The sequence below is a fragment of the Sporosarcina highlanderae genome (genome assembly GCF_030433715.1).
Taxonomy (GTDB): Bacteria; Bacillota; Bacilli; order Bacillales_A; family Planococcaceae; genus Sporosarcina; species Sporosarcina highlanderae.
In genome coordinates, this window is the sequence record NZ_JAROCC010000019.1 from 1 (window position 1) to 13,623 (window position 13,623).

The following is a 13,623-nucleotide window of genomic DNA, read 5'->3' on the forward strand; positions in this document are numbered from 1 at the left end:
CAGCATTTCGAGGAAATGGTGAAGCGCAATGAAAACGGTCATTTATCAAGTTCGAGATGGAAGGTTCTATCGGATAATAAAGAAACAATCAAAACCGCCTCATTGCAGGCGGTTTTTTCATTTCTAACGAATGCAAAATGGCAGATTCGGCCCTTGGACATATGTTATGATGAAAATATTCATCTACGAACGGAAAAGAGGGATACTATGATTCGAATTGGCTTAACAGGATGGGGCGATCATCCGGATGTCTACTCACCAACCTCCAAGAAAAATGAGAAATTGATCGATTATAGCTCCCACTTTCCAATTGTAGAGCTTGACGCATCGTTTTACGCTATTCAACCAGAGCGCAATATCCGAAAATGGATTACCGAAACACCCGATGACTTTCAATTCATCGTAAAAGCCTATCAAGGAATGACAGGACATCAAAGAGGAAAGCTCCCATATGCTACTTCGGAAGAGATGTTCCAGCAGTTTAAGCTTTCCATTGATCCGATGCGGGATGCAGGAAAGCTTGCTATGATTCTCGTGCAATTTCCGCCTTGGTTTGATTGTCTACGAGAGAATGTAGACCAAATTAGATACATTCATAGTCACCTAAAAGGATACGACGTGGCAATCGAGTTCCGCCATCAATCGTGGTACACTATGTCCATGCAGCACAGGACGCTTGAATTTCTTAAAGAGCTTAATTTCATTCACACCGTTTGTGATGAACCGCAAGCTGGTGTTGGCAGCATCCCGCTTATCGCTGAAACAACACGTGACGACAAAGTGTTCATCCGCCTACATGGCAGAAATGTAAATGGCTGGCGAAATACGACGGGGGATAATGAAGCATGGCGCAAAGTCCGGTATCTATATAATTACACGGACAGTGAGTTGGGTGAAATCCAGCAAGTTGTTGATAAATTAAAGAACGAATCGAAGTATGTATTTGTTATATTTAATAATAATTCTGGTGGCCATGCGGCTGAGAATGCCAATCGTTTTCAAAAAATGATGGGAATTGACTTCCAGGCACTCGCACCTAAGCAGCTTGACTTTTTTGAGGAGGAATAACTATGGCGTATCTGTTGTTGGCACTTATCGGTGCAATATCCGGTGTGATGGGATCCATTGTTGGACTGGGGGGTGGAACGATCCTTGTGCCACTGACTTTATTGGTCGGTATCAATCTCGGTTGGATTCCAGGCATCACACCGCAAACCGTGGTAGGGATTTCAGTCATCATGATGGTTTTCAATGGCCTCTCTTCCACCCTTTCCCATATGAAGGCGAAAACCGTTGACTTCCGAACGGGGTGGATCTTTTTTGCAGGTTCCATACCTGGTCTGATGATTGGAGCGTTTGTGAATAAAGGAATGGATTTGCCATCATTTAATTTATACTTCGGCATCTTGCTCATTGTCCTTTCAATTCTATTGCTTGCACGTAACTATTTGAAACCGATCAAATGGTTTGTCCAGCATGGAAAACAGAGGACATTCATCGATACCCATGGAGAAACCCATGTATATGGGTATCCGATCTGGTTTGCACTCATACTGACTTTCATCATCGGATTCGCATCTGGCCTTTTCGGCATTGGCGGAGGAACGATGATTGTACCTGCACTAATTTTATTGTTTTTGTTCCCGCCACATGTGGCTGTCGGTACGTCGATGTTCATCGTGTTCCTCTCTGCCATCGTCAACTCCGCCACTCATATTTCTTTAGGGCATGTGCCATGGCTATATGCGCTTCCAGTCATACCTGGTGCCTATATCGGTGGAATGATTGGTACGATGCTAAATAGGAAGATGAATTCGGATACATTAGTTCTCGTTTTACGGATCATGCTCTTATTATTCGGAATCAGATCGATCATTGATGGGATCTGGGGATAAATTATGAAAAACTATTCGGATACAATTCATCTTTATCATACAAATGATGTCCATAGCCATTTCGACAGTTGGCCTCAAATTAGTAGATTTCTCCGCTCTAAGAGGGAAATGCATGAAGCGAAGAATGAAGCTTGTTATGTATTCGATATTGGTGACCATGTTGACCGTTCTCATCCATATACGGAAGGTACCGCCGGCAAAGGGAATGTTGAATTGTTGAACCATTCAGGGTACGACGCGGTGACTATTGGTAACAATGAAGGTATCACGCTGTCAAAGAAAGCATTGACCAATCTATACGATGGCGCAAATTTTGATGTTATCTTATGCAATTTGAAAGAACCGGATGGCTCCACTCCAAATTGGTTGGAGCCTTATCATATTTATGAAACCGAAAAAGGCATTCGTATCGGAGTCATTGGCGCAACAGCGATGTATACGGAATTCTACCAACGCCTTGGATGGCATATCGAAGAGCCAAGGCAATCTATTATAAAGACTGTTCATCAAATTCAAGGTCAAACGGATGTAATCATCTGCCTGTCCCATTTAGGCATACATGAGGATAGGTTGTTGGCAGAAGAATGCGGTGAAATAGACGTCATATTGGGGGCTCATACCCATCATTTATTTACAGAAGGCGAGCTTGTGAATGAAACATTATTAGCTGCAACTGGAAAATTCGCGGAATATGTAGGCCATATTACAATATCCTTGAACGAATCTAATAGGGTTATCGGAAAAAAGGCAGAAGTCATTCATGTCAATAAGATGGAGCGGCTAAAAGACGATATAAAAGACGTCAATACGTTGATTAATGCAGGAAACGAGGCAATGGAGGAAAAGGTATTTTACAATGCTGAACCTCTTAAACAGCAGTTATTCAAGGAAAGCCCGCTTTCCTCATTTTTCGGCAGAGCGTTGGTTGAGTATACGGATGCTGACTGCGCCATGTTCAATGCCGGTATCTTTATGGGCAACCTTGAAGAGGGCTGGGTGACCAGGCGTCAATTGCATTCGATGCTTCCACATCCGATAAACCCTTGCGTAGTCATACTTGACGGAAGTGAATTACTTGAAGTTTATAATCTTGCCGAAAACAAAGATTGGCCAAAGCTCGAAATTAAAGGTCTTGGTTTCCGAGGAACGCTTATGGGGAAGATGATTTTTGAAAGATTATACAAAAACAAGTTAGGGGAACTTTTTGCCGGTAATCGCCAAGTGATGCCCGGGGATAAATACAAGCTTGCAACCCTTGATATGTTCACATTCGGTTTCTTCTTTCCAATATTGCAAGAGGCTAAAAAGGAATATTATATGCCTGAATTAATCCGGGATATTGCAGGTTGGTATGGCAAGCAAAAAGCACTCGATAAAATGAACCTATCAGAACAGTAAAACGAATATTAAGCAAGAATGAACGACTCCTGTCCTGCATATTATTATGTAGGAGGGGTCGTTTTGAGATTTTATGGGCAAGCGCCTCACAAATATTATAGGAAAAATCGTCACCGAACTCCACAGCATCGCGGCGGTCCGCGTAGGAAACACAGATGGTTTCCGATTATATTCCCGGCAATTTTACTCACAATCGTCCTCTTTGTTTATTATGTCAATTCAAAACTCACTCCAATATATACTTTATATGCCGAGACTCAAACTGAAAGAATTGCTGCACATGTCATAACGCAGGCTATCAAATCACGTTCAACAGTTATCTATGATACGAATGAAATCATACAAAATGTTCCAACTGAATCTTCTGGAATGGTGACGAATACATTGAATACTGAAATCATCAGAAGAACAATGGCCGAAATACAAGGGTTAATCGAGTCTCATTTAGAAATGGCGGAAAACGGAAATTTGGAAATGCTGCCACTTAGTGAAGATATCGAATACGACCCCGATAAGATGGAGAAAGATGGTGGAGTCGTATTCTTTGTTCCGTTAGGTCAAGCATTGGATATGCCTATGCTTGGAAACTTCGGACCAAAAATTCCGATCAAGTTTCATGTCATTGGAGAAGTTCAGACAGATGTCGAAACATTGGTTACAGAATTTGGGATTAATAACGCAATTGTCGAAGTGAATGTATTAGTTACGGTGAATGTACAAATCATCGTCCCGTTAGCAACTCAAAGAACCGTTGTACAGCAAAGGATTCCCGTTGCGATCGGATTGCTTCAAAGCCCTATCCCGCAAATTTATAATGGAGGCAGCGGAAATGCTCCGCAAATCGAGATTCCATACCCAGTTAAAGGTGCAGGTAAATAATAGGGGTTGAAAAGTCGTTCATTTACTGATAAGCTTGTACAACATGAGGAACACCGATTAGGTAGAGGCTGCAAGGCTTATTAGTAACGGACGCGAGATTGGCATCAATGACCGCCCGTGAAAGGAAGTTTTGCCGAAGTAGAACTGGATTGCCGATCCACTTCTGCTGGGGTCATTCCAAATAGGAATGGCACTGTCATGCGAATATCGCATGATGAGCTACAGATCGTACGTTAGATAAAGACATCTTAGATTATCTACCAAACGAAACGTAGAATAAGCCGACACCTGCTACACTTACAAAGTGTGATAGGTGTCGGTTTTTTTACTTTTAGCCCCGGGCGCTAACTATAAAAGCCACTAGTTGGCTATGCTATAAGAAGTGCGCCCTGCGCTGTTGCTCGTTACCTTGTTCTTCGATTCAAAAAAATTGGAGGAAGTCAGAATGATAGGCACTTGGGTTTCAATATTGCCGCCACTCGTGGCAATTATAATGGTATTGATTACAAAAAGGGTTCTTTTATCACTTGGGTCAGGAATTTTAACGGCCGCATTATTAGTGGCAAGTTTTGCACCAGTCGATACATTAAAAAATCTTTGGACTGCAATGATTGTTTCCTTTTGGGCAGATGGTGAATTGAACACCTATAATATTTATATAATGGTATTCATCTTGCTTTTAGGGATCATTACAGCACTTGTCAGTTTGTCTGGAGGAAGCAGAGCGTTCGCTGAATGGGCTATCCGCCGGATAAAGACGCGACGTGGTGCTAAGCTTCTGACAGTGTTGTTAGGCATTCTAATTTTTGTGGATGATTATTTTAATTCATTGGCAGTAGGCCAAATTGCACGTCCGATTACGGATCAGCATCGTATTTCACGGGCGAAGTTAGCGTACTTCATCGATTCAACATCCGCTCCAGTTTGTGTCATTTCACCAATTTCAAGTTGGGGAGCATTTTTGATTGGGCAATTGGCTCTTATTATCGGTACAACTGCTGCGGTTAGCTATTCGCCATTATCAGCCTTTTTAATGATGGCGCCGATGAATTTCTATGCCCTGACAACGTTGGCAATGGTGTTTTTCTTCGCTTGGTCAAATGTAGATTTCTTTGCGATGAAAAAGCATGAAAAGAACGCACAGGAAACCGGTCAATTATTTGATCCGAAAAAAGAGATTCCTGGTCAGTTAAAGGAGGATTTCCCAGTCCATTCATATGGCCGCAAAACGGACCTTATTGCCCCTATTCTTACTTTGGTTGTTGTGACTCTCGGTATGATGGTATGGACTGGCTATCGAATCGGTGGCTCAATGAGCATTTGGACCATTTTCGAAAATACAGATGTTCCATTATCATTGATGACGGGTGGCCTTATAGCAACACTATTGGCGGTCATTCTTTATGTATCCCAAATGGGTAAGAACGAGACGGCTTCAATTGGACTTATCGGCAAGGCTTTCATCAGCGGAGTTAAAGCAATGATGCCAGCAATTCTCATTTTAGTATTTGCATGGGCATTGACTCATTTGATTGGCGTTCTCGAAACAGGACTATTTTTATCAAATGCAGTTGAACAGTCGAATGTACCTGTTCATTTTCTACCAGTTATTATGTTTGTGTTAGCAGGGTTAATGGCTTTTTCGACAGGTACGTCATGGGGCTCATTCGGTATTCTTTTACCGATTGCTGGAACGATTATGATCAATGCCGAGCCTGAGCTGCTACTGCCATCTCTTGCTGCTGTCCTTGCGGGCGCAGTATTCGGAGACCATTGTTCACCGATATCCGATACGACAATTTTATCATCGACAGGGGCAGGTTCAAATCACATGGACCATGTATCCACTCAGCTTCCATATGCATTGATCGCCGCAGGTATTTCCACAATCGGTTACCTTATCCTTGGAGTTACAGGTTCGATTTGGTTAGGCTTAGGAGCCGTGATAATTGCAACAGCCGCCTTATTCATTCTATGGTCTTCAAAACGTTATAAAACAGATATGAAAATCACATCATAAGTAACTAAAAAACAGGCGAAGGAACGTAAAAATATTCCTTCACCTGTTTTTTGTATTCTCTAAAACAAGTATAATGCGGGTAAATCAAACATAATTTATATAACTGATTATTATAACTTCCGAAAGTGTCCCAATTACTTCCACTACTGTATTTTTTATACTATAAAAAACATTTTGACAGTAACCAATTGGGCGGTTATACTATGTTATAAGATTATAATAATCTGAAAGTGGTAAATATTTATAGAATATATGTGAAGGGGGATTTGTTATGGGACAGCGTTCGCAATGGGGTACAAGGGCCGGCTTTATAATGGCTGCTGTCGGCTCGGCTGTAGGGTTAGGAAACATCTGGCGTTTTCCATACGTCGCGTATGAAAATGGCGGCGGGGCATTTTTCATACCGTATTTATTTGCACTTTTAACTGCCGGTATCCCAATTTTAATCTTGGAATTCACGATAGGTCATAAGTATCGTGGATCGGCACCTCTATCATTCTTCCGAATGAAAGGTAAAGGTGCTGAATGGTTAGGCTGGTGGGGGATATTCGTATCTTTCGTAATTTCTACGTACTATGCAGTTATTATTGCCTGGGCGATGAAGTATACGATCTATTCCTTCAATTTAGCGTGGGGGGATGATACGGGAGGATTCCTGTTCGGAAGTGTACTGAATTTGGCTGATAATCCTGGAGAGTTCGGTGGGCTTGTACCTGGCGTACTTATTCCACTTCTTCTCGTATGGGCGATTGCATTTATCATTCTATTAGCTGGGGTCAAACGTGGGATTGAATTGGCGAACAGGATTTTCATCCCATTGCTCGTCGTAGTTTTCTTGCTTGTTGTTATACGGGCGGTTACCCTTGACGGTGCTTTGCTTGGACTGGATGCCTTCTTTAAACCTGATTTAAGTAAATTAGCGGATTCAACCGTGTGGGTTATGGCATATGGTCATATTTTCTTCAGTCTTTCGATAGCATTTGCTATTATGATCACCTATTCAAGTTACCTGCCAAAAAAGTCAGATATTACGAATAACGCATTCATTACTGGATTTGCGAATTCAGGATTTGAGCTATTAGCTGGTATCGGAGTGTTCGCAGCCCTTGGATTCATGGCGACACAAGCTGGCGAGTCTGTCGCGGATGTTGCTTCAGCAGGTGTCGGTCTGGCATTCGTCGTGTTCCCGCAAATTATCAATGAAATGCCGGGGATGAACGGATTATTTGGGGCTCTGTTCTTCCTATCCCTTGTACTTGCAGGGCTCACATCACTCATTTCGATATGTGAGACGTATATTGCGGGAGTTTCAGAAAAGTTCAATATTTCACGGACGAAATCAGTGTTGTTCGGAGTCGGACTTGCTGCTGTCATTTCGTTGCTTTTCGCAACTCGCGGAGGCTTGTACTTCTTAGATGTTGCCGACTACTTCATCAATCAATTCGGTGTTGCTGCAATCGGTTTGGTTGAAGTCGTACTTATTGTATGGGTATTCAAGAAGCTTGACGTATTTGGAGAACATGCCAATGAAATATCAGATATTAAAGTCGGCTTATGGTGGAAAATTTGCTTAAGATTCATCACTCCACTTGTGCTTGGATATATGATGTTCGACCTATTACGCATCAATCTATTTAAATTGCATAAGGATGGTGAAGGGAACGTAATCGGGAACTACGAAGGGTACCCGGATGCCTTCATTATGTCGAGTGGATGGATGGTCGCGCTTTTCGCAATCGTTATGGCCATCATCTTTACAGTTTTGAATTGGAATAAGAAAGCTTTGGAATCGAAAGACTACGACAATCGATAAGGGGGATTCAATATGAGCGGCGGAGCTATATTCATGATGATAGTAGGAATCCTCGTCATTTGGGGAGGATTAGCCGGAAGTATATTTTGGGCCGTATCCAAATCAAAAAGCAGAGCATAAGAACTTTTGAAAAGCGACCAGTATTGGTTGCTTTTCTTTTGGTTTTTTTATGACAGTCGTGAAAGAGATAGGCGAATCAATAGTTGTTGGAAGTCAGAATATATGATACATTGGCAGAAGCGGTTGTCTTTATAGTTAACATGAATGATGCTAATTTCTGGATATATAGAGGAGTTATCGGTAAAAGTTTAAATGGCGGTGATGTAATTGATAACGATAAATGAATACGAATATGAAATCGTTAAGGAATTTCGCGACGGTTTCAATGAAGAGGCCTTGATTGCAAGGTTTAGTGACGTTCTTTCTAAATATGATTATATTTTGGGAGACTGGGGCTATGGTCAACTTCGACTAAAAGGCTTTTTTGAGGATCGAAACCCGAAGTCGACATATGAAACAAAAATCAGCACTTTACAAGACTATATTTACGAATATTGTAATTTCGGATGCGCCTATTTCGTCTTGCAAAAAGTCGGCAAAGCAAAAAAACAAACCACTGAACAGGAATAGGATAACGAACCGCCAAGTATACACAATGCTGTATACTTGGCGGTTCATTTATGTCTGCATTGTGATATGATGGAATGGCAGTTGACTATCGGGAGGGAACGAATTTGTACTTTATCGATCGAAATAAAATCAACGAAACATTATCATACATGGAAAGCCTTTTAGAATTATTTGAAGGGCATCAGAAATGGAATAGCGACAAAGTCCATGCATTGGCATTACAACGAATTGCCCATACAATCGTCGAATCTATCATCGATGTCGGAAATTCAATGATTGACGGATTCATCATGCGTGATCCGGGCAGCTACGATGATATTATCGATATTATGGAAGACGAGAAAGTCATTACAACTGAAATGTCTGACCCCCTTAAAAAGGTTCTTGGACTAAGAACGATGATTGTCCGCGAATTTGTTGAAGTTGACAATGTAGAAATTGAGGCAGTCTTGAATGAAACAAAAGAAGCCATCAAAGTATTTCCAGAAAAAGTCCGTTATTATTTGGAGAATGAACTCGGCCCAGTCTCAGCGTTCAGCCCTACGGAGTAAATAAATGGGGTTAATAAAAGGACCGCAATAATTTGCGGTCCTTTTGGCGTGCTAAAACAACGGATTCTCCTCGATAAATTGATAAATCCGTTCCGTCAATTCCTCAGGCGTATCCGCCTCTACTACTTCGCCGTTGACTAAAGCATACAAACCTTCGGCACATAATGTACAATAACTCAAACATCCATATTCAAGAACATCTATGTTTGGATCCTTTTCTAACGCTTCCAATGTTTTCTGTGAACCGTTTGCAAGATTACTCATGCAGAATTCTACGATCGGATTCACGACGATCACCTCACCCTACTTGGCATGCTACGCTCTTTTTCACCCGCCGTCAAATGGGATGGCTTATTGTGAAAAATCTCACAAACTGTTATAATCTAACTGAGAACATATCGGAAAATCGTTTATTAAAAGGAGAAAATAATGAGAAAACTTGTCTTATTAGGTGCAGGGTACGGTAACATGCGAATTATACTTCGTCTACTCAATAAAGAGCTGCCAAGTGACTTGGAAATTACATTAGTGGACAGGACTCCATTTCACAGCTTAAAGACAGAATTCTATGCATTGGCGGCTGGAACGGTTCCGGATTCGGAAATCCGTGTTGCTTTACCATCTCATGAGCGACTTAAAATTGTAGAAGGTGAAATCTCGGCCATTAAATTGGATGAAAAGGTAATCAGCCTTAGTAATGGCGAGGAAGTTACTTATGATGAACTTGTAATCGGGCTTGGTTGTGAGGATAATTACCATGACGTGCCGGGCGCTGCGGAGTATACAAACAGTATCCAGACAATCGGTCAATCACGAAATACGTACAGTTTACTCCAAGGTCTCGGAGGAGGAGCAACGGTCGGGATTGTCGGCGCAGGTTTAAGCGGAATTGAACTCGCAAGTGAATTGCGTGAAAGCCGTCCCGACTTGAAGATCAAATTATTCGATCGCGGACCACGGATTTTAAAAGATTTCCCAGAAAGACTAAGTAATTATGTGAAGGATTGGTTTGATAAGCATGAAGTTGAAGTCATTTCCAATTCGAACATTACAAAGGTAGAAGAGAATGTCCTTTACAATCACGAAGAAAGTATTCAGGTTGATGCTGTCGTTTGGACTGCAGGAATTCAGGCAGTTTCCATCGTTCGTGAATTGGATGTGGAGAAAGACCGTGGCCGTGTCGTGTTGAATCAATACCATCAAATCCCTAAGCACGAAGATGTATATGTCGTTGGGGATATTGCTGCATTACCACATGCACCAAGTGCACAGCTTGCGGAGGAACAGGCAGAACAAATTGTAAAAGTTCTTCGCCTTATCTGGAATAAAGAACCACTTCCAAATGAAATGCCTGAGATTAAGTTAAAGGGCTTCATGGGGTCATTAGGTAAGAAACAAGGTTTCGCCTATCTCGCGGACCGCACAGTAACAGGCAGGATAGCCCGTTTATTGAAATCTGGAGTACTGTGGATGTACAAATGGCATAACGGTTAATAGAGCTAAAATAATCCCTTCCCTTAAATCCGGGAAGGGATTTTCTTTTCTCATTTACATTAAACTATTATCAATGGAACTCAAGCTTGCGCGACATACCCATATTTTTCAAGTTCGTTAAAAACTGGTTTTAATTGGATATATCCTTCTCCAATCACTTCGCCTTGGATACGAACAAGAGGGTAGAAATATTCATCATTTAATACTTGTTCAGCAATGTTTTTCTGTTCAGGGTCCTCAATTTCGGACTCGATATCAATATATTCAATCTCATAAGGTTGACCGGCATATTTCCTATCGATTGCAGCCTGTAACCATTCATACGTATCTTTTGAAGAAGGTGCATTGACACAACTCGCGCAAATGATATCTGCCCCGTAAATTTCGATTTTTACCTTTTCCATGATCATACTCCTTCCTATTCTCAATGAGGTTATGTACAACCCACTACCTATCAGTTTATCAATATTCGAAAGTTTTGCAATCAGTCATTAAAAAACAGTTGTGCATGCATCTTTATAAGAAAACAACAAACAATAAGATGAATAAAACTGCCAAGGAGTGTATGAATCCATGAAGAAATATATTTCACTACTCTTATTTGTTGCACTGCTGTTTGTCCTATTTGAAAGTGCATCTGCCAATAAGGGCAGAAAGTATTATGAGCAGGCTGGGCAAATTTTGTGGGATATAAACACGGATGAAAAGGTGATTGCTCTAACATTTGATGATGGACCACACCGGAAGTACACTCCTGAAATACTGGATTTGTTAAATAAATACGGTGCGAAAGGCACGTTCTTTATTCTTGGGGCGAATGCCGAGAGGAATCCTGAGATTGTTTTACGTATGTATGAAGAGGGACATGAATTGGCGAATCATACATTCACCCATCAAAGCAGGAAAAACATACCGAGTATACTGAGGGAAATTAAGCAGACCGATGAAACCATTTTTGCCATTACGGGACAGTCTACCACGTTGTTCCGACCAGTAGCGGGTAACTATACCGATGAATTGATAGAGGCAGTAGTGCAAGAAGGCTATAAGGTCGTCCTGTGGTCTTGGCATTTGGATACTTTGGATTGGAAAAATCCTGGTGCAGAAAAAATAACCAACTTCGTATTGGAAGGGGCCAAGGCGGGGAACGTGGTGATTTTTCATGATGGAGGCGGTAACCGTGAGCAAACTGTTAAAGCCCTATCAAACATATTGCCTAAGCTTCAGCAACAGGGGGTATAAATTCGTAACAATTTCTGAAATGATGGAGATACGGGCAAAAAATGATAATGGCGATAAACAAGTTGATATTGATAAATGAAACGGTTCGACTAATTGATGCAATTGCTATTCGGGTATAATTCATTTGTATTTTGAGGAGCACTTACCTTATAATAAGTATAAAGAAAGGGGAGAAATACAATGACAGATACAGCTATGATGGAACCCGTACAAGAAGTATTAAATAAATTGCGCCCATTCCTCCTTCGTGACGGAGGAGACTGTGAACTTGTTGATATTGAAGAGGGAGTAGTAAAGCTTCGCCTTTTAGGTGCTTGCGGTACATGCCCGAGTTCGACAATCACATTGAAAGCTGGTATTGAAAGAGCATTGCTTGAAGAAGTACCAGGAGTAGTGGAAGTAGAGCAAGTATTCTAATTTGCACCTTCAAGTAAAAGCGGGCTGGATAATCAATCCGCTTTTACTTTTTCTTGCTGCTTCTGTTGTTTCTGATCTCTGATTTCCTGCCATCTTTCCTTCGCCATTTCAATTAAATTCGGTTCAATTGACGTCCTTTGTCTTTCGATGACACGTGAAAAGTTTCGAACCGCACCTTCCCTATCGCCGATTTGATGTGATAGCTCTGCCATTAAGTATAATACCCTTGTTTCAGACATTTGCGTTCCAACAAAGTCTCCCTCTAAATATGCCTTCGCATATAAATCGCGTGCGATTTTTTTGAACCTTGTCTCCGACTCATTATCCTTCAAGTCGTTGTAGAGCCAAGCGATCCTCAGTGTAAGACCTGCTATCGTCAATGGTTTCTCTTTCTTGACGTTCGCGCTTATATAAGCAAGCTTATATGTTTCAATCGCCTCTTCAATTGTCCTCTCTTCACCAAATGAACGGCTGTTCCACAATGAGGTAATGGACTTTTTGATTTCACTTTTAACCCCATCTGCAAAATATGGCGAGAAGTCGTCTGTAAATGCAAATCCACAATGTGGACATACCGCAACATTGTATAAAATCGGATAAACTGATGAGTCTTGATAGATTGGTTTGAAGTCGCTTTCGTGTTTCACAACACGTACATAGCGTGATCGGATTTTCGTTGTAGTAAATTTCCCCTTACAATTCAAGCAATCCATTTCCCGTACAAACGAAGCATTTACTTCCAATTCGACGTCACTCCTTCGTGTTATAAATTAAATTATAACCTATTTCGGCTAAGCCGAGTAAATATGATTGCGTTACCGGTAAAATGATTGATATGATAGTTAAAAAGCGGGAAGGTGGATGTAAATGACACAATACGTTGATATTACTGAAGCTGCAGCGTTTCGCGTTAAGGAAATGATGAAGCATAATGGCGAGGAAGGATCATTCCTTCGTGTTGCCGTCAATGGCGGCGGATGCAGCGGATTGACATATGGCTTAGGGTTTGAGGAAGAGAAATCAGAAGATGATTTCCTAATGTCCCAGCATGGAATACAAATTGTCGTAGCGAAAGACGATGCTGGAATCTTAGAGGGAACAAAAGTCGATTATAAGGAATCATTGATGGGCGGTGGTTTTACAATCGATAATCCGAATGCAATTGCTTCCTGCGGTTGCGGGACTTCATTCAGAACTGCCAAAAAAGTTGGTACACCACAATCATGTGATTGATTTTCAGTACTCTCTTTCATCCAGGTCGAACTAAACGGTTCCTCCAGATGA

At 41.4% G+C, this 13,623-nt stretch carries 17 protein-coding genes and 1 riboswitch; of the genes, 14 read left to right on the plus strand and 3 right to left on the minus strand.

What is annotated here, in order from left to right; translation table 11 throughout:
- The first annotated feature begins 207 nt into the window (after positions 1 to 207).
- The 10 genes from P5G49_RS16460 to P5G49_RS16505 all read left to right on the plus strand — a co-directional run bounded on the left by P5G49_RS16460 (position 208) and on the right by P5G49_RS16505 (position 9,186).
- Positions 208 to 1,068 carry a DUF72 domain-containing protein gene (locus tag P5G49_RS16460; protein WP_301245669.1) on the plus strand — a complete coding sequence of 287 codons (861 nt, stop codon included), beginning with the start codon at positions 208 to 210 and terminating at the stop codon, positions 1,066 to 1,068.
- A gap of 2 nt (positions 1,069 to 1,070) precedes the next feature.
- Positions 1,071 to 1,895, plus strand: coding sequence for a sulfite exporter TauE/SafE family protein (locus P5G49_RS16465; RefSeq protein WP_301245592.1), 825 nt, complete (start codon positions 1,071 to 1,073; stop codon positions 1,893 to 1,895).
- 3 nt (positions 1,896 to 1,898) lie between these two features.
- Positions 1,899 to 3,293, plus strand: a complete 1,395-nt coding sequence (locus tag P5G49_RS16470; protein ID WP_301245594.1) for a bifunctional metallophosphatase/5'-nucleotidase — start codon at positions 1,899 to 1,901, stop codon at positions 3,291 to 3,293.
- A 63-nt stretch (positions 3,294 to 3,356) separates the two neighbouring features.
- Positions 3,357 to 4,172: a sporulation protein YunB gene (gene yunB / locus P5G49_RS16475; RefSeq protein ID WP_301245595.1), complete on the plus strand. Its 816-nt coding sequence runs from the start codon at positions 3,357 to 3,359 to the stop codon at positions 4,170 to 4,172.
- 54 nt (positions 4,173 to 4,226) lie between these two features.
- A riboswitch (Lysine riboswitch) is annotated at positions 4,227 to 4,402 on the plus strand.
- Between the two features lie 215 nt (positions 4,403 to 4,617).
- Positions 4,618 to 6,192 (plus strand): Na+/H+ antiporter NhaC family protein, encoded by a 1,575-nt coding sequence (locus P5G49_RS16480; protein ID WP_301245596.1) that lies wholly within the window; start codon positions 4,618 to 4,620, stop codon positions 6,190 to 6,192.
- Positions 6,193 to 6,463: 271 nt separating this feature from the next.
- On the plus strand, positions 6,464 to 8,005 hold the full coding sequence (locus P5G49_RS16485) for a sodium-dependent transporter (protein WP_301245598.1): 1,542 nt from the start codon (positions 6,464 to 6,466) through the stop codon (positions 8,003 to 8,005).
- A gap of 12 nt (positions 8,006 to 8,017) precedes the next feature.
- On the plus strand, positions 8,018 to 8,125 hold the full coding sequence (locus tag P5G49_RS16490) for a MetS family NSS transporter small subunit (RefSeq protein ID WP_301245600.1): 108 nt from the start codon (positions 8,018 to 8,020) through the stop codon (positions 8,123 to 8,125).
- Between the two features lie 83 nt (positions 8,126 to 8,208).
- Positions 8,209 to 8,349, plus strand: a complete 141-nt coding sequence (locus P5G49_RS16495) for a hypothetical protein (protein ID WP_301245602.1) — start codon at positions 8,209 to 8,211, stop codon at positions 8,347 to 8,349.
- Positions 8,333 to 8,635, plus strand: a complete 303-nt coding sequence (locus P5G49_RS16500) for a YutD family protein (protein ID WP_301245604.1) — start codon at positions 8,333 to 8,335, stop codon at positions 8,633 to 8,635. Before P5G49_RS16495 ends, P5G49_RS16500 begins: the two co-directional genes overlap by 17 nt.
- A 104-nt stretch (positions 8,636 to 8,739) precedes the next feature.
- Positions 8,740 to 9,186, plus strand: coding sequence for a DUF86 domain-containing protein (locus tag P5G49_RS16505; protein WP_301245605.1), 447 nt, complete (start codon positions 8,740 to 8,742; stop codon positions 9,184 to 9,186).
- A gap of 51 nt (positions 9,187 to 9,237) precedes the next feature.
- Here P5G49_RS16505 and P5G49_RS16510 read toward each other — a convergent pair whose 3' ends face one another.
- Positions 9,238 to 9,474: a YuzB family protein gene (locus P5G49_RS16510; RefSeq protein ID WP_301245607.1), complete on the minus strand. Its 237-nt coding sequence runs from the start codon at positions 9,472 to 9,474 to the stop codon at positions 9,238 to 9,240.
- 141 nt (positions 9,475 to 9,615) lie between these two features.
- On the opposite strand from P5G49_RS16510, the gene P5G49_RS16515 reads away from it, so the two are divergent.
- Positions 9,616 to 10,680: an NAD(P)/FAD-dependent oxidoreductase gene (locus P5G49_RS16515; protein WP_301245608.1), complete on the plus strand. Its 1,065-nt coding sequence runs from the start codon at positions 9,616 to 9,618 to the stop codon at positions 10,678 to 10,680.
- A gap of 80 nt (positions 10,681 to 10,760) precedes the next feature.
- Here P5G49_RS16515 and P5G49_RS16520 read toward each other — a convergent pair whose 3' ends face one another.
- On the minus strand, positions 10,761 to 11,090 hold the full coding sequence (locus P5G49_RS16520) for a YuzD family protein (RefSeq protein WP_301245609.1): 330 nt from the start codon (positions 11,088 to 11,090) through the stop codon (positions 10,761 to 10,763).
- Positions 11,091 to 11,253: 163 nt separating this feature from the next.
- Here P5G49_RS16520 and P5G49_RS16525 point away from each other — a divergent pair, with 163 nt between their 5' ends.
- Complete coding sequence (locus P5G49_RS16525; RefSeq protein WP_363322193.1) at positions 11,254 to 11,922, plus strand: polysaccharide deacetylase family protein; 669 nt, start codon at positions 11,254 to 11,256, stop codon at positions 11,920 to 11,922.
- Between the two features lie 180 nt (positions 11,923 to 12,102).
- Positions 12,103 to 12,339: a NifU family protein gene (locus tag P5G49_RS16530; protein ID WP_060210554.1), complete on the plus strand. Its 237-nt coding sequence runs from the start codon at positions 12,103 to 12,105 to the stop codon at positions 12,337 to 12,339.
- Positions 12,340 to 12,371: 32 nt separating this feature from the next.
- On the opposite strand, the gene P5G49_RS16535 is transcribed toward P5G49_RS16530, so the two are convergent.
- Positions 12,372 to 13,082 carry a DUF2225 domain-containing protein gene (locus P5G49_RS16535; RefSeq protein WP_301245610.1) on the minus strand — a complete coding sequence of 237 codons (711 nt, stop codon included), beginning with the start codon at positions 13,080 to 13,082 and terminating at the stop codon, positions 12,372 to 12,374.
- A gap of 124 nt (positions 13,083 to 13,206) precedes the next feature.
- Between P5G49_RS16535 and P5G49_RS16540 the strand changes: the two genes are divergently transcribed.
- Positions 13,207 to 13,572, plus strand: coding sequence for a HesB/IscA family protein (locus P5G49_RS16540; RefSeq protein WP_301245611.1), 366 nt, complete (start codon positions 13,207 to 13,209; stop codon positions 13,570 to 13,572).
- Positions 13,573 to 13,623 lie beyond the last annotated feature (51 nt).